Source organism: Algoriphagus aquaeductus (genome assembly GCF_003253485.1).
GTDB lineage: Bacteria > Bacteroidota > Bacteroidia > Cytophagales > Cyclobacteriaceae > Algoriphagus > Algoriphagus aquaeductus.
Genome location: NZ_QKTX01000018.1, coordinates 21,096 through 44,447, shown reverse-complemented (window position 1 = coordinate 44,447; position 23,352 = coordinate 21,096). Strand labels below are relative to the sequence as shown.

Below are 23,352 nucleotides of genomic sequence, written 5' to 3'. Positions count from 1 at the left end.
TCAATTTGATCACTCGAAAGTAATTAAAAGAAAGTAATTGGAAACCATTTCGTAAATTTTACTTTCGTTTAATTTCTTTTTATTTCCTTTTGAATTACTTTTAGCCCAGAAGGGAAAGAAAATGAATCGAGAAGAAAACTTAAATCAGCTTAGAGATAAAAGTAAAATCTGGGATATTGCCGTGATTGGCGGCGGTTCGTCCGGGCTTGGAGTAGCCTTGGATGCCGTTTCCCGAGGGCTTTCAGTAGTCTTGTTGGAAAAGGCTGATTTTGCCAAAGGAACCTCCAGCCGAAGCACCAAACTGGTACATGGGGGAGTTCGCTACCTGGCCCAAGGCGATATCGCGTTGGTTTTGGAAGCCCTCAAAGAACGAGGAATGCTCCTTAAAAATGCCCCCCACCTCACCCAAAACCAACCCTTCATTATTCCAATCTATACTTGGTGGGACCGCATTCAATATAGCGCAGGACTGAAAATCTACGACTGGATGGCAGGCAAGCTCCGTCTCGGAAAGTCCAGATTTATCTCCAAAGCTGAAACGGTTCGCCGCCTTCCTTCCGTAAACCAAGACCAACTCAAAGGCGGAGTGGTCTACCACGACGGGCAGTTTGACGATGCAAGACTGGCACTCAACATTGCTCAAACAGCAGATGAGCTTGGAGCCTGTGTCTTGAATTACATGAAGGTTTCTGGGCTTGTGAAAAATGACTCAGGCAAAATCTCCGGCTTAAAAGTCATCGACGAACAGTCCAAAGAAAAACTGGAAATCCAGACCAAAATGGTCGTCAATGCCACTGGCGTTTTTGCGGACAAAATCTTGCAAATGGATAATCCAGAAGCACCAAAAACCATTCAGCCTAGCCAAGGCATTCATTTGGTTATGGATTTAGATTTTTTGGGTGGAAAAGACGCCTTGATGATTCCCAAAACCCGGGACGGGCGTGTGCTTTTTGCTGTACCTTGGCACAACAAACTCGTAGTAGGTACGACAGACACCCTTCGGGAAAAAGCCAAACTCGAACCCGAAGCTTTGCAAAGGGAAATTGATTTTGTGTTGGAAACAGCCAGTGGTTATTTAACCAAAAAACCAAGCAGAGCCGATGTCAAAGCTGTTTTTGCTGGGCTCCGACCACTCGCAAGACCCAAAGAAGGCAGCACCAAAACCAAAGAAATCTCCCGCTCCCACAAGGTAATCGTATCCCAAAGCGGCTTGGTAACCCTTACCGGAGGCAAATGGACCACCTATCGAAAAATGGGCGAAGACACCGTGGACTATTTTACCCAAATCACCGGACAGAAACTCAACCCAAGCAAATCCCTTAATCAGAAAATCCATGGCTTCACAACTGAAATTCCGTCAGGACATTGGAGTGTTTACGGTTCGGACGCAGTAAAAATCCAGCAACTCGCAAAGGAAAACCCAGAATGGAGCGAGCCCATCCATCCGGCATTCCCGAATATCCTGGCAGAGGTCGTCTGGTCCTGCGAAAATGAAATGGCCGTCAAAGTGGAAGATGTACTTTCCCGAAGAATTCGTATGTTGATTCTCGATGCGCAGGCAGCATTGGATTCGGCTGAGAAAGTGGCCCAAACCATGGCCGTTGCACTTCAAAAAGACCAAGCTTGGATCGATTCCGAACTGGTTGATTTCAAGAAAACTGCAGAAAAATACCTCATCAAAAGCACATAAAACCGACCCTTTACCTTTAACCTCTAAACCCAAAAATGTCCCAAAACAAACCTTACATTTTGGCTTTGGATCAAGGCACAACGAGCTCCAGAGCCATTATTTTTGACCAAAAAGGGCAAATCGTCTCCGTCGCCCAAAAGGAATTCAAGCAGCACTTTCCCAAACAAGGATGGGTGGAGCATGACCCGGATGAAATCTGGTCCAGCCAATCGGCGGTCATGATCGAAGCCTTGGTTAACAAAAGCATACGCGCTGACCAAATCGCTGCCATCGGCATCACCAATCAGCGGGAAACGACCATTGTCTGGGATCGAAAAACCGGAAAACCGCTCTATCATGCCATCGTTTGGCAAGACCGAAGAACTGCCCCTTATTGCAATGAGCTCAAGGAAAAAGGCCATGCCGAGCAAATCGCTGCCAAAACTGGATTGATCATCGACGCCTATTTCTCCGCTACCAAAATCCGCTGGATCCTGGAAAATGTAGAAGGAGCAAGGCAAAAAGCGGAAGCGGGAGAACTGGCTTTTGGCACGGTGGATTCTTGGCTGATTTGGAAGCTGACAGCTGGAAAAAGTCACCTCACCGACATCACCAATGCAAGTCGCACGATGATTTTCAACATTCATACGCAGGAATGGGACAAGGAACTGTTGGAATTATTCGGCATACCTGCCTCGATGCTGCCTGAAGTGAAAAGCTGCAGCGAGGTATTCACCGAGACCGCAGGCGATGTGCTCAATACCAAAATCCCGATTGCAGGAGTGGCCGGAGATCAGCAGGCGGCACTTTTTGGACAGCTTTGCACCCAACCCGGAATGGCTAAAACCACCTACGGAACAGGATGCTTCTTGGTCATGAATACCGGAAAAGAGGCCGTTCGCTCCCAAAATCAACTACTCACTACCGTTGCTTGGAAAATAGGCAACAAGATCAACTATGCACTCGAAGGCTCTGTATTCATTGGCGGAGCGGCGATTCAATGGCTGAGAGATGGCATCGAACTCTTCAGTCATGCGAAGGAAACCGAAAAATTGGCCACCAGCCTGGATGATAACGACGGCGTGTACTTTGTTCCTGCCTTGGCCGGACTAGGGGCCCCGCACTGGGATCAAAATGCACGGGGAGCTTTCTTTGGCATCACACGTGGCACGACCATCGCCCACATGACCCGCGCAGCCTTGGAAGCGATCGCCTACCAAGTCTTTGATGTACTCAAAGCCATGGAAAAAGACAGCGGGAAACCTACTCAAGAACTCCGGGTGGATGGAGGAGCTACTGCCAACAATTTCCTGATGCAATTCCAGGCGGACCTACTTGGCTGCGAAATCAAACGCCCAAAAATCATCGAAACCACAGCCATCGGCGCTGCATTTTTGGCGGGATTGGCTGTGGGATTTTGGAAAAATCAGGAAGAATTGCAAGAGTTATGGGAAGCTGACCAAAGTTTCGAACCTAACATGGAAGCTGAAAAGCGTGATCAGTTGATACACTTTTGGCATAAGGCAGTCGAACGCTCTAAAAACTGGGTAGAATGAACGCAATCGTAGCAGAATTTATCGGAACTGGTATTCTTATCCTGCTTGGTTCAGGTGTGGTTGCCAATGTAATTTTACCGGGAACCAAAGGAAACGGAGGTGGTTTGATCGCCATCACTACAGCTTGGGCTCTTGCTGTCTTTTGTGGGGTAGTCGTGGCGGGACCTTATAGTGGTGCTCATCTCAATCCGGCAGTGACCATCGGTTTGGCAACTGTAGGCAAATTTGATTGGTCCATAGCTCCCGGGTACATTATCGCTCAATTAGGCGGCGCAATGCTCGGGTCGGGCTTGGCTTGGCTGATGTATCGTCACCATTTCGACATGACAGATGATCCAGGATTGAAGCGGGCGCCATTTTGTACCGATCCCACCGTGAGAAACTTCAGCACAAGTGTTCTTTCAGAAGTGATTGGGACTTTTGTTTTGATTTTTGTGATTCTCTATATCGCTGGAGCAAAATTGGAAGACACTGCAGGAACACCCATCGGATTGGGTTCTGTCGGTGCATTACCGGTAGCGTTTTTGGTTTGGGTGATTGGATTGGCTTTGGGCGGCACCACCGGCTATGCCATCAACCCTGCCCGTGACCTGGGACCTAGAATCATGCATCAGCTTTTGCCTATCAAGGGAAAAGGAAGCTCGGATTGGGACTATTCTTGGGTTCCGATCCTCGGTCCAATTCTTGGCGCCTTATTGGCAGCAGGCTTGTATTTGGTGGTGGGTGCTTAGAAAATTACCTTTTCCCCAATCCAAAAAATATCCGGACTGGAAAACTCAGAAATGCCTTCTGGTACCTCGATCTGAGTCAAATACTGAATAGGAAAAAGCAATTGGCCGTTGGAATTGGAAAGTTCCAGCGGCTGATTTTCTTTAGCCAAAATCCGGATTTCATACGATGTAAACCACTTTTTGAACTTTCCCTCTTTGACCGGATAATACTTCCACTCTCCATCCAGTACGGTCAGATCCAAAAGATTCGCCTTTTCTGTCAAGGCAGTGATTTCTGCATGATCAAACCCCACCAAATGCACTCCATTGTGTTGGGAAGCTAGCAAATACTGTAAGCCTTCTTCCAAAAATCCTTCATCAGAGACGGTCAAAAACCGAACAGGATACTGCTCTTCTAGGAGGTTATAATTAGCTTTTTGAAACTCTTGAGTGGCCAAAATCACATCCACTTTGATCCCCCAACTTAGCACCGTCTCTACGCATTCTTGCCAGACGAGCACCGTGGGCACCCATTCCAACAAGGGTGAAACAGTCTCAAACGAAATGCCTTCCGTGTTCAAAATGAACACCGCAGGTTCCTGCTGCTCTTTGACAAAATGGTGGCTAGACATCAGTCCCAGAGTTTTTGGTAGAAATTAAACACATTTTCGAAAGCCATTTTGCGAAGCTGAACCTCCGAAAGCTGCTTGCTGAGCTGCTCCAAAATGGAAGGATACTTTCCGGCATTTTCTGCAAGGGGAAAGTAAAATGGATGGCGACTTGGGTCAGGAAAATCCTTGGTGTAGAAAAAGTCAGCGCCAAAGCAGATGGCATTTTCACCTAGCTTAACTCCGTGAAGCAGGTGCTCAAACAGCCTTTCCGGAACTTCATTGTCCAGAAATGCTCTGAGAAAATTCACCCCGATGATGCCTCCACGATGGATGATTTCCTGCGCAAATTCATCGCTGAGGTTACGCTTGTGATTCCAAATGGATCGGAAATTGGAATGGCTGGCAATGACAGGAATCGGCAAATGATGTCGGTCAATGTGTTTGAGAATCCCTTCGGCGAGTAAGTCAGAAGTATGTGAAAGATCAATGGGAATCCGCTTTCCTGCCATGTAATCGAGCAGGCGCTTGCCGTCTTCTTTTAGGCCTATGCCTTCGGTATAATTTCCTCCGCCGAATCGGTTTTCGGTATGGTGCGTCAGGCTGATGTAGGCCAGTGGCCCGACTTTTTCCACAATCGAATCAAACTGCTGATAGATTTCAGGCCAGGTGGAATTTTCCGTGCCAAAACCCGCCGCATTTTCCACCGAAGCGATGATTCCGATTGGACTTTTTTCAGATTGATTTCGGAAAAAATCTCCATCAAATCGGCAAACCGTTTCTTTTTCTTTGCGAAGCAACTCATCAAAAATAGCTGCCTGCTTGGTGGCCAAGGCCCTACTTCCCGAATCGACAGTAGTATAAATCGCCATGACCTGCATCTTGACACCTCCCTCTTGCATCCATGGAAAAGCGCAGGCAATTTGGTTTTTATCAAATGGGTCTGCACGGGGAACTACCGCCAAAAAAGACAGGAGGTCACAGTGCATATCGGCGATGGGAAAAGGCATGGGAAGGATTAATTTACGATCTACGAATGTCGATTTACGAGGGGCAGCTGCTCCTCAAACAGGAATCCAAAGTTAAACTTTTTCCAATGGAAGCGCTTTTCCAAAACTATCTCGCCGCTGCATTTGTATTCAATACCTATCTTTGAGTTTATCCTAATTCAAATCCATCAAAAAATGGCTGTAGCAAAACCTTTCAACTTCAAAAAATGGATCGATGACAACCGCCACCTGCTTAAGCCACCCGTCGGCAATCAGCAGGTGTACAAAGGAAATGATGATTTTATCGTGATGGTCGTTGGCGGTCCAAATTCCCGAAAGGATTACCACTATGATGAAGGAGAGGAATTTTTCTACCAACTCGAGGGCGATATCGTCCTGAAAATCATCGAGGACGGCAAACCCAAAGACATCGAAATCAAGGAAGGGGAAATCTTCCTTCTGCCGGCGAAAGTGCCTCATTCTCCCCGTCGACCCGCCAATACCATCGGTCTGGTGATGGAACGCTACCGCAGACCGGGAGAAAAAGACGGTTTCCTTTGGCACTGTGAAAACTGCGGAGAAAAACTTCACGAAGAATACGTGGAGCTCACCGATATCGTTACCCAACTTCCTCCCATCATGGAGCGATTCTGGTCTAATATGGACCTGAGAACCTGCAAAAGTTGTGGAACAGTGATGGAGAAGTAGTTTGCAGTGGTCAATTGGAAGTTTTCAGCTAGTGAAAAAGCACCGCTGACACGCTCCTAAGACACAAAAGGCCTTCGAAGTAGTAATAAATCTCACAATTAGGATTCTTCGGTCATCGGTCTCCGGTCTTCCCTCTCAAACCATGATTAAAAACACCTCCTTGCAGAATTGTCAATCCTAGGATTCAAGCCATAGATATGAACCCAAATACATTCCAATACTCCGAGTCTTTTGCACGGGAAATGGACGCCAAAGATTCGCTGGCGCATTTCAGATCCCGATTTCATTTTCCCAAAGTAAACGGTCAGGAAGCCATTTATTTCTGTGGCAATTCGCTCGGCCTTCAGCCCAAAACTGTCAAAGATCACTTGGAAAAAGAGTTGAGCAACTGGGCAGATTTGGCGGTGGACGGACATTTTCACGGAGAAGATGCTTGGTATCATGTGCGGAAAAAGTCGAAACCTGCTCTTGCAGAAATCTTAGGCGCCCACGAGCATGAAGTGGTAGCGATGAACAATCTTTCGGTCAATCTTCACCTGCTGATGGTTTCCTTTTATCGTCCGACCAAACAACGTTACAAAATCATCGTCGAAGCGGGAGCTTTTCCTTCCGATCAATATATGCTGGAAACTCAGATCAAATTCCATGGGCTCGATCCGGCAGATACCCTGGTCGAAATCAGTCCAAGACCGGGTGAACACACGCTCCGAACCGAAGATATTTTGGCCGAAATCCATAAGCAAGGTGACTCCCTTGCCATGGTCAATATGGCCGGAATTCAATATTACACCGGACAGCTTTTTGATATGCAGGCCATCACCCAAGCCGCTCATGAAGTAGGTGCGGTAGCTGGATTTGACCTGGCTCATGCAGCTGGAAATGCCCTCTTGAAGCTTCACGATTGGGATGTGGATTTTGCGACCTGGTGCAGTTACAAGTATTTGAATTCTGGTCCGGGTAATGTGTCGGGCATTTTTGCCCATGAGCGCTATGCCGAGCGTCCGGATCTGCCACGCTTTGCGGGTTGGTGGGGACATGACGAAGGCGAGCGCTTCCGAATGGAAAAGGGATTTGTACCGATGTATGGCGCTGATGGCTGGCAGCTGGCCAATTCCAATGTCTTGGCTTTGGCAGCTCACCAGGCTTCTTTGGATATTTTTCAGGAAGCCGGAATGGAAAATCTCCGGGCAAAAAGCGAAAAACTGACTGCCTTTTTGGAGTTTCTGATTGAGCAAATCAGCGGAAAATCAGGAGTTTTGGAAATAATCACCCCAAAAAACCCTGCTGAAAGAGGTTGCCAGTTATCTTTGCTGATTCACCGGGGCGGCAAGGCGGTCTTCGATGAGTTTTACAAACACGGCGTGGTAGGCGACTGGAGGAATCCCAATGTGATTCGATTGGCACCTACTCCGCTGTACAACAGCTTCTTGGATGTGTTCCGCTTCGCAAAGATTTTGGAACAATCCCTGGAGAAATTCGCTTAAAAGAAAGCGGGAAACTAATCCAATGAAAAACAACTCCATCACCATCTTGGGTGCCGGCTTGATCGGCAGCTTGATGGCCATATATCTCAAGCGTCAGGGTCTGGACGTACATATCTATGACAAGCGTCCCGACAAACGCAAAACTCCCTACTACGAAGGCGGCCGCTCCATCAATATGGCTTTGAGCCATCGGGGTTGGAAAAGTCTCGAGCAAGTCGGGCTGAAGGACAAAGTACTGCCCTTAGCCATTCCGATGTACGGACGAAAGATCCATGATGAACATGGAGGCACGACTTTTATCCCCTACGGAAAGGCCAATCAGGCCATTTATTCTATTTCCAGAGGAAAATTCAACCAACTGCTAGCCGAGGAGGCTGAGCGACTGGGGGCACAGATTCACTTTGAGCACAAGTGTCAAGAGGTAGATTTTAGGTCCAACGAAATCACTTTTGAAACTCCCGAGGGATTGGAAAAACTCCAACCCCAAGTGATCATCGGGGCGGATGGGGCCTATTCTGCCCTTCGCATGTCCATGCAAAAGCAGATCAGATTCAACTATAAGCAGGAATACATTTCTCACGGGTATAAAGAGCTGACCATCCCGGCAACTGCCGCGGGGGAGTTTGCCATGGACCCCAATGCGCTCCACATCTGGCCAAGAGGAAAGTTCATGTTGATCGCATTGCCCAACCCGGACAAGTCTTTTACTTGTACTTTATTTCTCCCTTTCGAAGGGTATAAGGTGTGCTTTGAAAAAATTCAGGATGAAAAGGATCTGGAAACGGTCTTCAGGGCTTATTTCGATGATGCGTATCAATTGATGCCAGATTTGAAAAGTGAGTTTTTCAAAAATCCGACTTCTGCTTTGATCAATGTGGAGTGCTATCCTTGGGTTCAGGGAAACTCATTGCTGATCGGTGATGCATCCCATGCCATGGTTCCTTTTTATGGGCAGGGTATGAATTGCGGTTTTGAGGATTGCTACATTCTCAATCAACTGATCGAAAAGCTCGGTAGCAATGCTTGGGATTTGGTTTTTGAAAAATTCCAGAAAAAACGCAAGCCGGACACCGATGCCATCTGTCAGTTGGCCATGGAAAACTTCATCGAAATGCGGGACAGCGTAGCCGATCCGAAGTTTCAGCTACGCAAAAAAATCGAGGCTAAGCTGCATGACCTTTACCCTAAGGAGTGGATTCCACTCTATACCATGGTGACCTTTTCGGATATGGGCTATGCCGAGGCCTATGCACAAGGCAAGCTTCAAGAGGCGATCATGGACAAAGTAATGACCGACCCGCTGATCACTGAAAACTGGAATAAGCTCGACTACGAGGACATCATCAATCAGATGGAAACAGCAAAAGCGGTGTAAGAACCGCTTTTTTTGATTTATTCTTGCCAAAACTCAATTTGGAAACGTTAACTTGAGTAGAAAACAATCAGCTTATGGATATCGAGATTAAGAAAAGTCTAATTGCCGCTATCCTTCAAACAGAAAATGAAGAGATTCTTGAGGCAATCAAAAATCTGCTAAAAATCGAAGATCAAGCAGATTTTTGGGATCAATTGTCTTTGGAAGATCAGGAAGCAATAAATGAAGGAATAAGGCAATTAGATGAAGGGAAAAGCGTATCCTATGAAGAGGCAAAAGATCTAATTAAAACTAGATTCGGTTTTTAGTTTGAATAGGAAAGTAAAATATTCGCTTCGTGCTATCGAGGAGCAAATCGAAATCCTCGAATACATTGTTCATAAATTCGGGCGTTCAAAAGCGAATGAAGTTTTTTTGGAAATGAATCAAACACTGGAATTGATTTCTAAAAATCCAGAAATGTATCCAGAATCAAAAAGAAAGTCGGGGTTACGAAAATGTGTTTTTAGTCCTCAAACTAGTATTTACTATCGAATTAAAGCTGAGGAAATCGAGGTCATCACTTTAAGACCAAACCGAATAGACCCCACAAAATTTAAGATTTAAAAGACACTCAAACCCCTGTAGCTATTCGATTTAAACTGAATTGTTTTTAGAGATTCAATCACAAATCAAACAATGTCCCACTCGCTCCGGTCGGCTTGATTTTCAAATGTTTATAAGCTAATTCAGTTGCCATGCGACCTCGGGCGGTCCGCTTCATATAGCCTTCTTGGATAAGGAAAGGTTCGTACACTTCCTCAATCGTCTCCGCTTCTTCTCCACAAGCTGTTGCAATTGTGCTAAGCCCTACCGGGCCTCCCTTGAATTTTTCGATGATGGTCAAGAGGATACGGTTATCCATTTCATCCAAGCCATTTTCATCCACGTCAAGGGCATTGAGGGCGATTTTGGCGATTTCGAGGGTAATCGTTCCGTTTCCTTTGACTTCGGCAAAGTCTCGGGTTCGACGAAGCAGCATATTGGCGATTCGTGGTGTCCCACGGCTTCGGCGTGCGATTTCAAAGGCAGCCACCTCATCAATCGGAGTTTGCAAAATCCCCGCAGATCGGGTCACAATATCCGTCAGCAACTTGGCATCGTAGTATTCCAATCGGGAGTTGATCCCAAATCGGGCCCGAAGCGGAGAGGTCAATAAACCCGAACGGGTAGTCGCGCCAATTAAGGTAAATGGACTGAGGGAAATCTGCACCGAACGGGCATTGGGTCCTGAATCCAGCATGATATCGATCCGGAAGTCCTCCATAGCCGAGTAGAGATATTCCTCCACGATAGGATTGAGTCGGTGAATCTCATCGATAAAAAGAACATCACCTTCCTCCAAGTTGGTCAGCAAACCCGCCAAATCGGAAGGCTTATCAAGCACCGGACCGGAAGTGATTTTGATTCCAGCCTGAAGCTCGTTGGCGATGATGTTGCTCAACGTGGTCTTGCCAAGTCCTGGAGGGCCATGCAAGAGTACGTGGTCAAGGGGTTCTTTTCGCTTTTTGGCGGCATGAACGAAGACGCGGAGATTTTCCAAAATTTTGGCCTGACCGGTGAAATCATCAAAGCTTAGCGGACGCAAAGCCCGCTCAAATTCCCGGTCCTTTGGGCTTAAATTTTCCTCATCTCCTTTCAAATAATCTTCTCTCATGGCAAAACGGATACGCACAAATATAAACAAAAGCCCATGCCAAGGACTTTGGACTTTAGCTCAGAGGACAAAAAAATTGACCTAACTTTGGAATTCAAATTCTCCAGAAATGAATTCAAACGCACGGAAAAATCTCATTTATTCCATTGTCCTGCTTCTTATGGTATTGGTGGTTTACTTTTTCCGCTCTCAAAAATCAAATATCCAAACCACCGAAACACCTGCTGAACAGTCGGGATTGGTAGGTTTCAACGGGGAAATTCTTAATGAGCCCTATCTCGTCTTGTATCATCCGAAAATTGCCGGGATCGAAACCTCCGTAGATTCCATATTTAAAGTATGGAATGAAAAGTTTTCTTCAGACTTACCTGGCTCTGAAATCCGGGATTTAAATCTCAAAGATACTTTATTGCGACCTACCAAATTTCAAGTGGATCTCCTTAAGTCTATTTCCAAAAATCACCGAGAAACCAATTTTGCTTGGGACCCCAGCAGTGGTCCGATTGACCTCCAATGGAATTTTTCAACTTCCGGAGCAAGACTTAGGGATAGTGTGAATGTAGCGGAGATTCTTTTCTTGGTAGGACTTCAAAAAATTCAATTTTCGGATTCTTTAATTAGAAAAACCAGAAGCAACATCCGACTAGATCTAAGCGATTATGGAAAAGCTTTAGCCTTGGATGAAGTTTCATCATTTCTGCAAAAAAGAGGGGTTCAAAATTATTTTTTACAACTGGGAAGATATACCACCTCCAAAGGAGTGAATGAAAAAGGAGAGGTCTGGAAGGCGAAATTGACTTACCCTTCAGATTCCCTGGGAATCAAAAAAGAGGGGTTCCTCGCACTTCAAAACCGTTCCATGGCTATATCCGGAGATTTTACATCTTTTTATTCCCAAGATTCTTTAAGGAAAACATTTAAAATAGATCCCAGGACAGGATATCCTGTCGGTCATGGGCTTCTGAGTGCCATTGTCCTTGCCGATGACTCGGAGACGGCGGGGGTGATTTCCGAATCTTTGATGGTTCGGGGCTGGAAAGAAGGGATCGCTTTAGACTCCGCAAACCAAGAGATCAATTTGATTTTGGTTTACAACGAAAAAGGATCCGGACTGAAGATGTATGTAAGCCCCATGCTGAGGAAATATCTATCCTTTCCGGTGAAATAAAAACATAAATGCAACATTATTGAATTTTTATACCTTTGTGGCGGTTAACGAATCAGTCCTTGCCTTTAATTCGGCAGGATTGAATGATTTACATGGGGATAAACTTTCTTTTGCTCTTTCTCACCGCGATGATTGCGGGTTTACTGGTCTTTGTTGCACCTGTATTCCGTGAAAAATATTTTAAGCTCGTCTTGGTTTTTGCCGGTTCGTACCTTTTTTCCATCACTATTCTACATATCATCCCCGAGCTTTTCTCGGAAGACTACGGAATCGGCGAGATGGGACTGTATATCCTTTTAGGCTTCTTGCTTCAACAGGTATTGGAATTTTGGTCCTCCGGGATCGAACATGGGCACATCCATAAGCACCAATCAGAAACATCAAAAGGAGTCATCACACTGATGACGGGACTTTTTATTCATGCCTTTTTGGAAGGGACTTTGCTTTCTCACGGAGAAACTGTAAGCGGTTCGGGAGCAGAACTTGGCCATGTACACAGCAACAACACCGTACTCTTGGGAATTATAATGCACAAGGGACCTGCTGCGTTTGCACTGGCTGCGGTACTTTCTTCCTCTTTGAGTAAAAAGTGGACTATCGTTCTTCTGACCATTTTTGCCTTAGCCTCACCCCTTGGAATGTTTTCTAGTTCACTTTTCATTGAAAATGGACTGCTCTCCAGACAAGGGATCGGTATTTTGTATGGATTGGTGACTGGAGGATTCTTGCATATTTCCACCACGATTTTCTTCGAAAGTAGCCCTCACCACAAATTCCAACTTAATAAGTTGCTTGTAACTTTTTTGGCAGCAGGATTGGCGGTGGTTTCTGAATACCTGATCTGAAAGACTTGACTCAGGAATTTTTGGAATAAGGGAGGACTTATATAAAATTTTTAGCTTTTTCCTGTAAAAGCCTTTGGATTCTCGAAGGAGATTCGAGTATTTCATTTTTGAAAATCAAATGCCGAATTTCTTTTTGGAAAATGAATATCTGAATGGAAATTCATTCTGATTTTCAACAAAAACCCAAAATCATGACCAATCCCAAATCCAATTCTTCTGCCTATTGGAAGAAAAATCTCCAAACCCTCATTTTTCTCTTAGCCATCTGGTTTGTTGTTTCATTCGGCTTCGGGATTTTGCTTGTGGAGCCTCTGAACAACATTAAGGTTGGAGGTTACCCACTCGGTTTTTGGTTTGCTCAGCAAGGTTCGATATACACCTTCATAGTGGTGATTTTTATCTATGTGGTTCGGATGAATAAGCTGGATCGGGAGTTTGACGTAAACGAGGACTAAGATGGACATTCTGACCTGGACCTATTTGCTGGTAGGCTTAAGTTTTGCGCTTTACATCGGCATTGCCATCTGGACTCGAGCCGGATCGACCAAAGAATTTTATGTAGCAGGCGGAGGAGTCTCTCCGCTAGCCAACGGTATGGCTACCGCAGCGGATTGGATGTCTGCCGCCTCCTTTATCTCCATGGCTGGATTGATTTCCTTTGCCGGATATGACGGCTCGGTGTACCTGATGGGCTGGACAGGAGGATACGTGTTGTTAGCGTTACTCTTGGCTCCCTATCTCCGAAAATTCGGCAAATTCACCGTGCCTGACTTTGTCGGTGACCGCTATTATTCCAATAAAGCGCGCGTAGTCGCTGTGATTTGTGCCCTTTTCATCTCCTTCACCTACGTAGCTGGGCAAATGAGAGGGGTTGGAATAGTTTTCTCCCGCTATCTGGAAGTACCCATTGAATGGGGTGTGGTCATCGGGATGTGCATTGTGTTTTTTTATGCGGTTTTGGGTGGTATGAAAGGGATCACCTACACTCAGGTGGCTCAATACTGTGTGTTGATTTTCGCTTACATGGTTCCGGCGATTTTCATTTCGATGCAGCTGACCGGAAATCCTGTCCCTCAACTTGGATTGGGAGGGAGTTTGGAAGATGGAGTACCTCTTTTGGAAAAATTGGACGGAGTCTTAGCTGATTTGGGTTTCACGGAATACACTTCGGGGCGAAAAGGCATGGGAGATATGCTGATGATTACTCTAGCCTTAATGGTGGGAACGGCAGGTCTTCCACATGTGATTGTCCGGTTTTTTACGGTTCCAAAAGTCAAAGACGCCCGACTTTCTGCCGGATATGCCTTGGTATTTATTGCTATTCTTTACACCACCGCACCGGCAGTGGCCGCTTTCGGCATTTACAACGCAATCAATTCCACCTCTGAAAAAGAACTTGCTGCCTTACCTGCTTGGGTAGAAACTTGGCAAAAAACCAACCTGATTCAGATCGATGACAAAAACGGAGATGGCAAAGTCCAATACCTCCCAGATCCCAAGGCCAATGAACTCACCATCGACAAAGACATCATGGTACTTGCCAGTCCGGAAATCGCCGAGCTCCCCAACTGGGTGGTCGGGCTAGTGGCCGCCGGAGCCATGGCAGCAGCTTTATCTACAGCTGCGGGATTATTATTGGTGATTTCCACATCGGTCTCCCGCGATCTGTTCAAAACCTTCAAACCCGATATTTCCGAGAAAAAAGAACTTCGAATCGCCCGGTTCTCAGCCGCAGGTGCCGTGATCTTGGCGGGATATTTTGGGGTCAATCCTCCGGGATTTGTGGCTGAAGTGGTCGCATTTGCATTTGGATTGGCCGCAGCCTCCTTTTTCCCCGTGATTATTTTGGGGATTTTCTCCACCCGGATCAACAAAGAAGGAGCCATCACAGGGATGATCGTAGGTCTGGTTTTCACCATCGCCTACATTTCTTATTTCAAATTCATCGCTCCAGATTTGAATAATGCCTCCCATTGGTGGTTTGGCATTTCTCCGGAAGGAATCGGATCGGTGGGCATGCTGCTCAACTTTGCCTCCTGCTATTTCGTGTCAAAAATAACCCCGCCGCCACCAGCACATGTGCAAGACCTCATTCAGGAAATCCGAATCCCGAGAGGCGCCGGAGCGGCACAAGATCATTAACTTAGAGTTTTCCAAATAACCCTACTACCATGAGTGATAGACTTCATACCCTTAGCGGATACCTTTACGAATACCAAAAAAGCGTGGCACAGCCCGAGGAGTTTTGGGCGAGAATTGCTGATTCTTTTCACTGGAGAAAACGCTGGAACAAAGTACTCAAGTGGAATTTTGAAGGACCCGAGGTCAAATGGTTTGATGGTGCAACGCTGAATATCACTGAGAATATTTTTGAAAAACAACTCTACACCATTGGAGAACGACCGGCCATCATTTGGGAACCCAATGAGCCGGATGAGCCAGCCCGAACCTTGACTTATCGACAACTTTTTCGGGAAGTTTGCCGATTTGCCAATGCGCTGAAGGCAAAAGGAATCGGAAAAGGAGATCGAGTCATCATCTACATGCCTATGGTGCCTGAAGCAGCCATTGCCATGCTGGCCTGTGCCCGAATCGGTGCGATTCACTCGGTTGTTTTTGCTGGATTTTCCAGCTCATCACTCGCAGATCGAATCAATGACTGTCAAGCCAAAGCCGTATTGACCTCAGACGGAAACTTCCGAGGGAATAAAAAAATCACTGTCAAAGGAGTGGTGGATGAGGCGCTGGAAAAATCTTCTGTAGAAACGGTCATCGTCTATAAGCGAACCGGACAAGAAACTACCATGGTCCCAGGAAGGGATTTTTGGTGGGATGAAGTGCTCGAAGGTCAATCCGACGAAAATATCGCCGAAGAAATGGAAAGCGAGGACATGCTGTTTATCCTTTACACTTCCGGCTCTACAGGCAAGCCAAAAGGCGTCGTCCATACCACGGGAGGCTATATGGTCTACACCAAATATTCCTTTGAAAATGTCTTTCAATATTCTCCGGGAGATGTCTATTGGTGTACGGCTGATGTAGGCTGGATCACCGGGCACTCCTACATTGTGTACGGGCCACTTTTAGCAGGAGCGACGACACTCATGTTTGAAGGGGTACCGACCTATCCTAATCCAAGCCGATTTTGGCAAGTGATCGAAAAACACCAGGTTAATGTATTTTATACCGCTCCGACAGCGATAAGAGCATTGCAGGCTTTTGGCACCGAACCGATCGAAGGCTATGATTTGAGCTCACTCAAAGTACTTGGATCAGTGGGCGAGCCCATCAACGAAGAAGCTTGGCACTGGTACCACACCCATATCGGCAAAGGACATTGCCCAATTGTCGATACCTGGTGGCAGACCGAAACAGGCGGGATTTTGGTATCTCCGCTGGCGGGCATTACTCCGACTAAGCCTGCCTATGCCACTTTACCCTTACCTGGAATCCAGCTTTGCATTGTAGATGCGGAAGGAAATGAACTCACGGGCAACTCGGTGGAGGGTAATCTTTGCATCAAATTCCCTTGGCCATCCATGATCCGAACCACCTATGGCGATCATGAGCGCTGTAAGCAAACCTATTTTTCGACTTATAAAAACATGTACTTCACCGGTGATGGAGTGAAGCGCGATCACGATGGCTACTACCGAATCTTGGGTAGAGTCGATGATGTGATCAACGTCTCCGGGCACCGCATGGGTACTGCCGAAGTCGAAAACGCCATCAACGAACATCCAAAAGTCATCGAATCGGCGGTGGTCGGTTATCCGCACGAGGTCAAAGGACAGGGTATCTATGCCTATGTAATCTGCGATATGACCAACCGGACCGAGGAAAACCTCATCAATGAGATCAAGGAGATGGTTTCCAAAATCATCGGACCGATCGCCAAGCCGGATAAAATCCAGATTGTGCCAGGACTCCCCAAAACCCGCTCGGGAAAGATCATGCGACGTATTCTGCGAAAAGTCGCCGAAGGCAGCACCGACAGCATGGGAGACACCTCCACCCTGCTCGATCCTGAAGTGGTGGAGAAGATTATTGAAGGAAGGAAATAAAGATAGATTTTAGACTCAAGACACAAGAAATTAGACCTTGGAAACACTACCTGCTGAAGCTTTTCCAAAGTTTGAAACTTTGGAAAAGCTTAAACAGCAGATTTCGGTTTTGCTCAAAAGGATTAAACCCGAAATATGCATTAGACTTCCTATTCAGAGCCCATCCGCCGCGGCGGACAAAATCAATCGCTTTGCTGCATTTAATTCATTCACGAGAGTGATGCTATGCCTCATTCGTTAAATGCTTGATTTTCTTGCATTTTGAAATCTTCCCGATTCGCTTCTCTATCGGGACAGGCTAATACGGATCCTAATGCACAATGCGGGATAAATGAAAAGACAAAAAGTGTCGAGTAAAAAACTGACATGACACTTTAATCTTGAATCTAATGTCTTTTGTCTAACTTCTTCTATTTAGCGCCTTACCTCTTGTTTCTTGCATCTAGCTTCTTGCGTCTATTATGAACGTCATCGTCAACCGGGTAGCCGAGTTTCTGAAAAGGTTTCCGCCTTTTTCATTTTTGGAAAAGGAGGACCTGTACGAGGTAGCTCAACAGGTGGAAATCCAGTATATCGAAAAGGGCGACACTCTTTTTGCTCAAAGAGAGCCCGCTAGACCTCACTTTTTTGTGTTAAAAGAGGGAATAATCCACTTGACAGAGAAATCATCCAAAGGGGAGGAAATCCGGGAAATCTGTGATGAAGGTGATGTATTTGGGGTGTTGGCACTCTTGGGCAAAAGACCCTATTTATTGAATTCGAGGGTTGTTCAAAACAGCCTGATTTATGCCGTCCCTGTTTCGGTTTTTGAAAAAATACTGGAGAAAAACAGCCGCGTCGCTTTGTTTTTCGCAGCAGGATTTGCGGCAGGACAGGTGGTGGTCAGACAGGATCTTTCGCAGGGACAAAGAGCCCGTGGAGAATTCCGCAAAAGCACAAAAGATCATTCGCTCCTGATTTTCGCAGATCAATCGGAATTCAAAATTTCTGAAGAAGTGCTCAGCTGCTCTCCCGAGACCAGTATTCAAACTGCTGCCCAGCTTATGGCAGCTGCTCAGGTCAGCAGCATCATCATCTGTGACCAAAACCAATTCCCCCTGGGAATCCTGACTGATAAGGATCTCCGAACTCGGGTTCTTGCCAAAGGAATTTCACCGGATCAACCCGTATCCCTGGTCATGACCACTCCGGTGGTGACACGAAAAAAAGAGGACGATTTTTCTACTATATACCTGACTATGATCCGAAATCGGCTCCACCACTTGGTGTTGACAGAAGACGGAAGTACTCAGAGTCCTGTCAACGGATTGATCTCCGATCATGATGTATTCCTCTCCATGGGTAACAGTCCCGCGGTATTGATCCACGCGCTGATGAATACCCGTGAAGTATCCGAAATGCGGAAAATCCGGGATCGGGCAGAGCAGATGCTCCGATATTATTTGGAAAATGAGGTCTCTATGGATTTTGTCTCTTCGGTCATGACAGAAATCAATGATGTCATCATTTCCCAAGCCTTAATGATTGCAAAGGAAGAGCTTAGGAATCAATTCCCTGAAATGGAAACCATTAAATTTTGCTTTCTTTCAATGGGTAGCGAAGGTAGAGAGGAACAATTGCTTCGAACAGATTTGGACAATGCCATCATCTACCAAGATGTGCCTGCCGGGCTTGCAGAAAAGTCCAGGGAATATTTCCTAATGTTGGGAGAGCAGGTCATCGAGATCCTTCTTGCATGCGGCTTTGACCCTTGTCCTGCCAAAATCATGGCGAATAATCCGGATTGGATTCAGCCCGTATCAATTTGGAAAAACTATTTTTCAGAGTGGATCCTTCGTCCCACGCCTGAAGCCTTACTCAAATCCTCCATTTTTTTTGATTTTAGACCAGTAGCCGGCGATTCAGCATTGGCAGAAGAGCTGACCTTACATATCTATCAAGAAATACGGAAAAAGAAGGCATTTCTCAGCTTTATGGGTACCACTGCCTTACAAACTCCTCCACCATTAGGGTTTTTTAAAGATTTTATTGTTGAAAAGTCCGGAGAACACAAGGATCGATTTGACCTTAAAGCTAGGGCAATGATGCCGCTTACCGATTTGGCGAGATTGCTGGTTTTGAGTCACGAAGTTGTGGGGATCAACAATACCTTTAAGCGTTTTGAAAAATTGGCCGAACTGGAACCGAGCCAATCCGAGCTCTTTCTTCAGGCAGGAAAGGCCTACGAAATACTGATGCGCATGCGAGCTTTGGAAGGGATCGAAAAAGGGAATAATGGCAGATACCTTGATCCCAAATCACTGGGAAAAATCCAACGTCAATTACTCAAAAACACCTTCAGTCCAATTTCTGAATTGCAGGAATTGATCCAGATACGATTTCAACTTGACTATTTCCGTCGATGAGCTGGTGGGAATTTTGGAAACGGAAAGGGGCTAAACCGGATTTTGTACAATCCTTTTTAGAATCCAACGAATCAGGGATCCCTAGTCTCCGAAGCATCAACCAGTTGGCCTTTACTGTTTTAGACACCGAAACCACCGGTTTGGATACGAGCAAAGATGCCATCCTTTCTTTTGGGGCGCTCAAAATAGAACAGGAAAAAATACTGGTCAATCAATCCGTAGAGTGGTATCCCCATGCGGAAAGCCATGGAAAAAATACGGTAGCTATCCATGAACTGGTCGAAATCCCAAACAAGCTCTCCAGAGAAGAATTTGCGAGGCAGTTATTGGACTACATTGGCAATTCGGTCTTGGTGGGACATCACATCGGCTTTGATTTGGAAATGCTGTTAGCTTATCTCAAGCCGCTAGGCTTTACCCGATTTCCCAATCCTGTCATCGATACCTTTTCCTTCGCCATCCGGTTGGAAGTTGGACCCCAAGCAGACCTGAGTAGGATCAAAAAGGAGGATTATAGTCTGGATGCTCTTTGCATGAGATACGAGATCGAATTGGACGATCGGCACACTGCTCCAGGTGATGCACTTTTGACGGCATTGCTATTCTTAAAACTGCTGAAAAAAGGCAAAAAAAAGGGCTTTAAAAATTTTAAAGATTTGATGAAAAATTTTTAGAAAATGCAGGGCAGATTTTTTGAAATTTAATTTTTAATAGATTGATTTTTAATATTTTATGATTAGTTTCGATTAGTTTTTTGTATCATTTTTATCTAACACAGTCCTATGTCAAAACTACACATTGACCCAACAATTGTTAGGACAGATCTGAATTTGGAGGCCATCAAGGATCTCCTCAAAGTTCAGCATCCCATTACCCAAAAGTATCTTGCTTTGGGTGGTCCTGGAGGCTGGCTTGGACCTCACCTTATCCCGATCACCAGGTGTCCGGATGGGGTGGGTTCTTACCAGCATTATGCAAACGGATCGATTTATTACCATCCTTCCACCGGTGCCCATGAAGTCCATGGGTTGATCAGAGCACGCTGGCAGTCATTTGGCTGGGAGCGGAGTTTTTTAGGGTATCCTCTGACAGATGAAACCACCACTCCAGACGGGATTGGAAGGTACAATCATTTTCAGGGAGGGAGTATTTATTGGAGCCCATCCTCCGGTGCCTGGGAGGTACACGGAGCTATCCGTAACAAATGGGCTAGCCTTGGCTGGGAAAGAAGTTTCCTTGGATATCCCTTGACCAATGAATTGACCACACCAGATGGGATCGGTCGATACAATCATTTCCAAGGGGGAAGCATCTATTGGACTCCCAGCACAGGAGCCCATGAGGTACATGGGGCGATCAGAGAACAATGGAAGGCCCTGGGTTGGGAAAGAAGCGTTCTGGGATATCCCACTTCAGATGAATTAGTGGTCTTTGGAGGAACAGGCAGAATTTCCCATTTCCAGAGAGGAAGCATTTATTGGTCTCCGACCGCAGGCACCCGGGTGTTGAGAGAAAGAGTAAGGATTCATGTGAAAATCCTGGAAAATCCCACCTCCTTCACCTTAAACGAGCAATTTGCCGCTATGCAGGAAGTTTTTGCGGTAGCGGGAATCCGGGTAGACTGGGTGACAACTGAAAACCTAAGTCTTCCCACACTAACTGATGTGGATGTAGGAGGCTGTTTCATGGGGCAATCCACCGCCGAACAAACGTCCCTTTTTGGAAATCGAAACTTCATGAGTGGCAATGACATGGTCGTGTATTATGTACGAAGTACCGTCCCCGCCTACAACGGATGTGCGGCACACCCCAATGGCAGACCGGGTTGCGTAGTGGTCAGGTCGGCAAGCCGATGGACATTAGGTCATGAATTTGGACATGTGTTGGGTTTGAGCCATGTCAACAACAATGATCGATTGATGACAGGAAACGGTACCTTCAACATTACCAATCCTCCGCCTGACCTGGCTACCACTGAGTCCAGCACGATGCGAAATTCAACCTTAAGTACTCCCCTTTAACCTTCCAAAATCATGGCACGAAAAAGATTAATCGACGCACAGGGAAATCCGTCTGCCGAAGCGCTTTTGGCATTTCTCCGACAAGATGAGCTGGACTATTCAGCCGCGGCTTTGGATTTTGGCAAGGAGGCCCTGCCTTTCTTGAAAGATCTCATTGCTTCCAGTGATGAGAACCTCTCCACTAAGGCGGCCTATTTGGTTGGGTACATTGAGGATGATGAAGCTGACAAAATTTTGACTGATTTGGCAGCAATGGGCTCTGCACCCCTTAGAGTTGCAGCGGCCTTTGGTGCGCAGAAGCGGAAATCTGCCGTAGCAGAATCCATTCTCCAACGATCATTGGACGATCAGGATCCCTCGGTCATCAAATTTGCCCTCAAGTCAGTCCAAGCTTCCAAGCTGGAAAAGAACCTCAAGTCAAAAATCGACAAAATCTCCAAAAATTTTGTCGATGAACAGATCAAAACCTCTGCAGGAGAAATCCTGAAAAAGATCAAGTAAAAGGAAAATCAATTCATTAAAAAGCTGCCTTCAGTGGACTAGCCCCAAAAAGTTGGACACTTATTGGGGGCATTTCACAGGGGCAGCTTTTTCTATTTCCAGTTCACTTCGACCTTGCCATTGGCTTGAAGTTGAATCTCCAATCCAGTTGCCGTAGGATAAAAGCCTAACGGAAATACCTGAAGCTCATTGATCATCAAATCCGCAAAAGGAGTCTGGATAGCCAACCTTTCCCTGATACCTTCCAAACTTCCTTCAAGGGCTTCCTCCAGCGAAAACTTCATGCGTTGATTAAGTTGTTTCAAGATCTTTCTTCTCTTCACATTCGCACCAAATCTTGCTTTGGAGCTGCTGCTCTGAAGGTTGAAATTTACTTTGTCAAAGGCTAAAACCTTGGCTTCTTGATCAAAAACAGGAATTCCTGCCAAAAAGAGCTCCCCGGAAATTTTCTTTTCTTCCTCACTGGTAGCGATGAAATCCATCAGTACTCCTAATCGGTCTCCATAGGGTTTGGTCCTGAAATTTGAAGGTTGAAACAGGTATTTTTTATTGACCCGGATCGCCTGTCCCTCAAATGACTGACGAATCATCAGATCCAATTCCGCATAGGTCACATGCAGGGGGATGGTAATTTTCAGGTGATTGGAAGTGTCCGAATTGGTTGTGATTGAAGGCAAAGGAAAAGGCCGGGAAGGCGCCGCTTGGGCAGGATGCAATTGCACCTGTCCGATCATTCCCAAATCCAGGTGAAACCCCTTTGCTGGATTCAGGTATTCGTTGATTTTGATGGCATCGGGCTTGATGGAAAATGCCAGTTGTTTTCCTTCAAAATTTACAAAAACCGGCCTGCCCACTTGATTCCATGTCGCATCCACCAAAGGACGCAAGTTGATCAAATCCGGAGTGGAAGTCAGACGTTCCTGGGCAAAAGCCCTGATCTCATTTCGGATCATCGGACTCAAATCCAACTCCATTCCCAAAGCTGAAAAGGACATTTTTCCTCCCAAATCCGTCAATTCAAACTCGTCAATCCCTAAAGACCAATTGGAATTCATCTTGGGGTCCAAAACAAAAACCGGAGAAAGCACCCTATCGATGGGGATTTTTGATTGGAAAAGATTCCGAAGTCCACCTGGTTTTAGCCCTATTTCACCTTGGATTTTTAAAGGAAAAATCACCTGTATTCGCTGACTGTCCAAAGCCGCCAATTGAATCATTCCATTTCTTGAAAAATTCAAATCCCCGATCAGCCCATTGCCTAAATCCATTCCTTTTTCATCAAAAATGCCGGGAGGAACCGCCTGATTTGCCAAATTGGCCAAGGTGGCCATGGGGATATCCAGAGGCACATTGACAGAAGATTGTGGAGTAGGAATCTGCATCTGGGGAAATTGAGCCGTAGGATCAAGAGACTTACAGGACATGAAGTAATACCCCAAAACAAGAACAACTCCAGCCAGTTTGAATTTTTTGATAAAACAGAGTAGGTTGAATGTCATATTTGAACTTTCTAAAGGAACTTTTTACCCCAAGCAAGAATTGCCCCAAAAGTA

General features: G+C 45.9%; 21 protein-coding genes. 17 read left to right on the top strand and 4 right to left on the bottom strand.

The annotated features are described in order from the left end of the window. Nucleotides 1-121 precede the first annotated feature (121 nt). The 3 genes from CLV31_RS18845 to CLV31_RS18835 are packed head-to-tail and all read left to right on the top strand — an operon-like array spanning nt 122 to nt 3,956. Nucleotides 122-1,690 (top strand): glycerol-3-phosphate dehydrogenase/oxidase, encoded by a 1,569-nt coding sequence (locus CLV31_RS18845; protein WP_111394634.1) that lies wholly within the window; start codon nt 122-124, stop codon nt 1,688-1,690. Between the two features lie 35 nt (nt 1,691-1,725). Then, nucleotides 1,726-3,225 (top strand): glycerol kinase GlpK, encoded by a 1,500-nt coding sequence (gene glpK, locus CLV31_RS18840; RefSeq protein ID WP_111394633.1) that lies wholly within the window; start codon nt 1,726-1,728, stop codon nt 3,223-3,225. After that, on the top strand, nt 3,222-3,956 hold the full coding sequence (locus CLV31_RS18835) for an MIP/aquaporin family protein (protein WP_111394632.1): 735 nt from the start codon (nt 3,222-3,224) through the stop codon (nt 3,954-3,956). The genes glpK and CLV31_RS18835 overlap by 4 nt, the downstream gene beginning before the upstream one ends. Here the strand turns inward: CLV31_RS18835 and CLV31_RS18830 are convergent. Beyond that, nucleotides 3,953-4,567, bottom strand: coding sequence for a thiamine pyrophosphokinase (locus CLV31_RS18830; RefSeq protein WP_111394631.1), 615 nt, complete (start codon nt 4,565-4,567; stop codon nt 3,953-3,955). The two genes, CLV31_RS18835 and CLV31_RS18830, sit on opposite strands and share 4 nt — an antisense overlap. After that, complete coding sequence (locus tag CLV31_RS18825; RefSeq protein ID WP_111394630.1) at nt 4,567-5,553, bottom strand: dipeptidase; 987 nt, start codon at nt 5,551-5,553, stop codon at nt 4,567-4,569. The genes CLV31_RS18830 and CLV31_RS18825 overlap by 1 nt, the downstream gene beginning before the upstream one ends. Before the next feature lie 174 nt (nt 5,554-5,727). Between CLV31_RS18825 and CLV31_RS18820 the strand changes: the two genes are divergently transcribed. The 5 genes from CLV31_RS18820 (at nt 5,728) to CLV31_RS22305 (ending at nt 9,705) form a co-directional block, all read left to right on the top strand. After that, a complete protein-coding gene (locus tag CLV31_RS18820; protein WP_111394629.1) occupies nt 5,728-6,240 on the top strand; it encodes a 3-hydroxyanthranilate 3,4-dioxygenase in 513 nt (170 codons plus the stop codon). 197 nt (nt 6,241-6,437) lie between these two features. Continuing rightward, a complete protein-coding gene (gene kynU, locus CLV31_RS18815; protein ID WP_111394628.1) occupies nt 6,438-7,724 on the top strand; it encodes a kynureninase in 1,287 nt (428 codons plus the stop codon). Between the two features lie 22 nt (nt 7,725-7,746). Beyond that, entirely contained in the window at nt 7,747-9,099 is a 1,353-nt protein-coding gene (locus CLV31_RS18810) for an FAD-dependent oxidoreductase (RefSeq protein ID WP_111394627.1), read from the top strand. Between the two features lie 74 nt (nt 9,100-9,173). Continuing rightward, nucleotides 9,174-9,407, top strand: coding sequence for a hypothetical protein (locus tag CLV31_RS18805; protein ID WP_111394626.1), 234 nt, complete (start codon nt 9,174-9,176; stop codon nt 9,405-9,407). A 1-nt stretch (nt 9,408) separates the two neighbouring features. Then, nucleotides 9,409-9,705, top strand: a complete 297-nt coding sequence (locus CLV31_RS22305; protein WP_111394625.1) for a type II toxin-antitoxin system RelE/ParE family toxin — start codon at nt 9,409-9,411, stop codon at nt 9,703-9,705. Nucleotides 9,706-9,763: 58 nt separating this feature from the next. On the opposite strand, the gene ruvB is transcribed toward CLV31_RS22305, so the two are convergent. Beyond that, nucleotides 9,764-10,795, bottom strand: coding sequence for a Holliday junction branch migration DNA helicase RuvB (gene ruvB, locus CLV31_RS18795; protein WP_111394624.1), 1,032 nt, complete (start codon nt 10,793-10,795; stop codon nt 9,764-9,766). Between the two features lie 109 nt (nt 10,796-10,904). Between ruvB and CLV31_RS18790 the strand changes: the two genes are divergently transcribed. From CLV31_RS18790 to CLV31_RS18745, 9 genes are all read left to right on the top strand, one after another. Beyond that, a complete protein-coding gene (locus tag CLV31_RS18790; protein ID WP_111394623.1) occupies nt 10,905-11,963 on the top strand; it encodes an FAD:protein FMN transferase in 1,059 nt (352 codons plus the stop codon). Between the two features lie 110 nt (nt 11,964-12,073). Further along, on the top strand, nt 12,074-12,808 hold the full coding sequence (locus CLV31_RS18785; protein WP_317048789.1) for a ZIP family metal transporter: 735 nt from the start codon (nt 12,074-12,076) through the stop codon (nt 12,806-12,808). A gap of 191 nt (nt 12,809-12,999) precedes the next feature. After that, nucleotides 13,000-13,263: a DUF4212 domain-containing protein gene (locus CLV31_RS18780; RefSeq protein WP_111394685.1), complete on the top strand. Its 264-nt coding sequence runs from the start codon at nt 13,000-13,002 to the stop codon at nt 13,261-13,263. A gap of 1 nt (nt 13,264) precedes the next feature. Then, the gene (locus CLV31_RS18775; RefSeq protein WP_111394622.1) at nt 13,265-14,950 is read left to right on the top strand and encodes a sodium:solute symporter family protein; all 1,686 of its coding nucleotides are present in this window, start codon (nt 13,265-13,267) and stop codon (nt 14,948-14,950) included. 29 nt (nt 14,951-14,979) lie between these two features. Beyond that, complete coding sequence (gene acs / locus CLV31_RS18770; protein ID WP_111394621.1) at nt 14,980-16,872, top strand: acetate--CoA ligase; 1,893 nt, start codon at nt 14,980-14,982, stop codon at nt 16,870-16,872. A 458-nt stretch (nt 16,873-17,330) separates the two neighbouring features. Beyond that, a complete protein-coding gene (locus CLV31_RS18760) occupies nt 17,331-19,277 on the top strand; it encodes a DUF294 nucleotidyltransferase-like domain-containing protein (protein ID WP_111394619.1) in 1,947 nt (648 codons plus the stop codon). Next, nucleotides 19,274-19,951: a 3'-5' exonuclease gene (locus CLV31_RS18755; protein WP_111394618.1), complete on the top strand. Its 678-nt coding sequence runs from the start codon at nt 19,274-19,276 to the stop codon at nt 19,949-19,951. Before CLV31_RS18760 ends, CLV31_RS18755 begins: the two co-directional genes overlap by 4 nt. 108 nt (nt 19,952-20,059) lie before the next feature. Continuing rightward, nucleotides 20,060-21,298, top strand: coding sequence for a hypothetical protein (locus tag CLV31_RS18750; RefSeq protein ID WP_111394617.1), 1,239 nt, complete (start codon nt 20,060-20,062; stop codon nt 21,296-21,298). A gap of 12 nt (nt 21,299-21,310) precedes the next feature. Next, nucleotides 21,311-21,799, top strand: coding sequence for a HEAT repeat domain-containing protein (locus CLV31_RS18745; RefSeq protein WP_111394616.1), 489 nt, complete (start codon nt 21,311-21,313; stop codon nt 21,797-21,799). A gap of 92 nt (nt 21,800-21,891) precedes the next feature. Here CLV31_RS18745 and CLV31_RS18740 read toward each other — a convergent pair whose 3' ends face one another. Next, entirely contained in the window at nt 21,892-23,298 is a 1,407-nt protein-coding gene (locus tag CLV31_RS18740) for a DUF4403 family protein (RefSeq protein WP_111394615.1), read from the bottom strand. Between the last annotated feature and the right edge of the window lie 54 nt (nt 23,299-23,352).

Bases quoted from the DNA above. Each gene is read 5' to 3' on its own strand.
- CLV31_RS18750 (WP_111394617.1), top strand. From the start codon at position 20,060: ATGTCAAAACTACACATTGACCCAACAATTGTTAGGACAGATCTGAAT.
- CLV31_RS18780 (WP_111394685.1), top strand. From the start codon at position 13,000: ATGACCAATCCCAAATCCAATTCTTCTGCCTATTGGAAGAAAAATCTC.
- CLV31_RS18745 (WP_111394616.1), top strand. From the start codon at position 21,311: ATGGCACGAAAAAGATTAATCGACGCACAGGGAAATCCGTCTGCCGAA.
- CLV31_RS18740 (WP_111394615.1), bottom strand. From the start codon at position 23,298: ATGACATTCAACCTACTCTGTTTTATCAAAAAATTCAAACTGGCTGGA.
- CLV31_RS18805 (WP_111394626.1), top strand. From the start codon at position 9,174: ATGGATATCGAGATTAAGAAAAGTCTAATTGCCGCTATCCTTCAAACA.
- CLV31_RS18835 (WP_111394632.1), top strand. From the start codon at position 3,222: ATGAACGCAATCGTAGCAGAATTTATCGGAACTGGTATTCTTATCCTG.
- acs (WP_111394621.1), top strand. From the start codon at position 14,980: ATGAGTGATAGACTTCATACCCTTAGCGGATACCTTTACGAATACCAA.
- CLV31_RS18755 (WP_111394618.1), top strand. From the start codon at position 19,274: ATGAGCTGGTGGGAATTTTGGAAACGGAAAGGGGCTAAACCGGATTTT.
- ruvB (WP_111394624.1), bottom strand. From the start codon at position 10,795: ATGAGAGAAGATTATTTGAAAGGAGATGAGGAAAATTTAAGCCCAAAG.
- CLV31_RS18790 (WP_111394623.1), top strand. From the start codon at position 10,905: ATGAATTCAAACGCACGGAAAAATCTCATTTATTCCATTGTCCTGCTT.
- glpK (WP_111394633.1), top strand. From the start codon at position 1,726: ATGTCCCAAAACAAACCTTACATTTTGGCTTTGGATCAAGGCACAACG.
- kynU (WP_111394628.1), top strand. From the start codon at position 6,438: ATGAACCCAAATACATTCCAATACTCCGAGTCTTTTGCACGGGAAATG.
- CLV31_RS18825 (WP_111394630.1), bottom strand. From the start codon at position 5,553: ATGCCTTTTCCCATCGCCGATATGCACTGTGACCTCCTGTCTTTTTTG.
- CLV31_RS18845 (WP_111394634.1), top strand. From the start codon at position 122: ATGAATCGAGAAGAAAACTTAAATCAGCTTAGAGATAAAAGTAAAATC.
- CLV31_RS18775 (WP_111394622.1), top strand. From the start codon at position 13,265: ATGGACATTCTGACCTGGACCTATTTGCTGGTAGGCTTAAGTTTTGCG.
- CLV31_RS18820 (WP_111394629.1), top strand. From the start codon at position 5,728: ATGGCTGTAGCAAAACCTTTCAACTTCAAAAAATGGATCGATGACAAC.
- CLV31_RS18810 (WP_111394627.1), top strand. From the start codon at position 7,747: ATGAAAAACAACTCCATCACCATCTTGGGTGCCGGCTTGATCGGCAGC.
- CLV31_RS18830 (WP_111394631.1), bottom strand. From the start codon at position 4,567: ATGTCTAGCCACCATTTTGTCAAAGAGCAGCAGGAACCTGCGGTGTTC.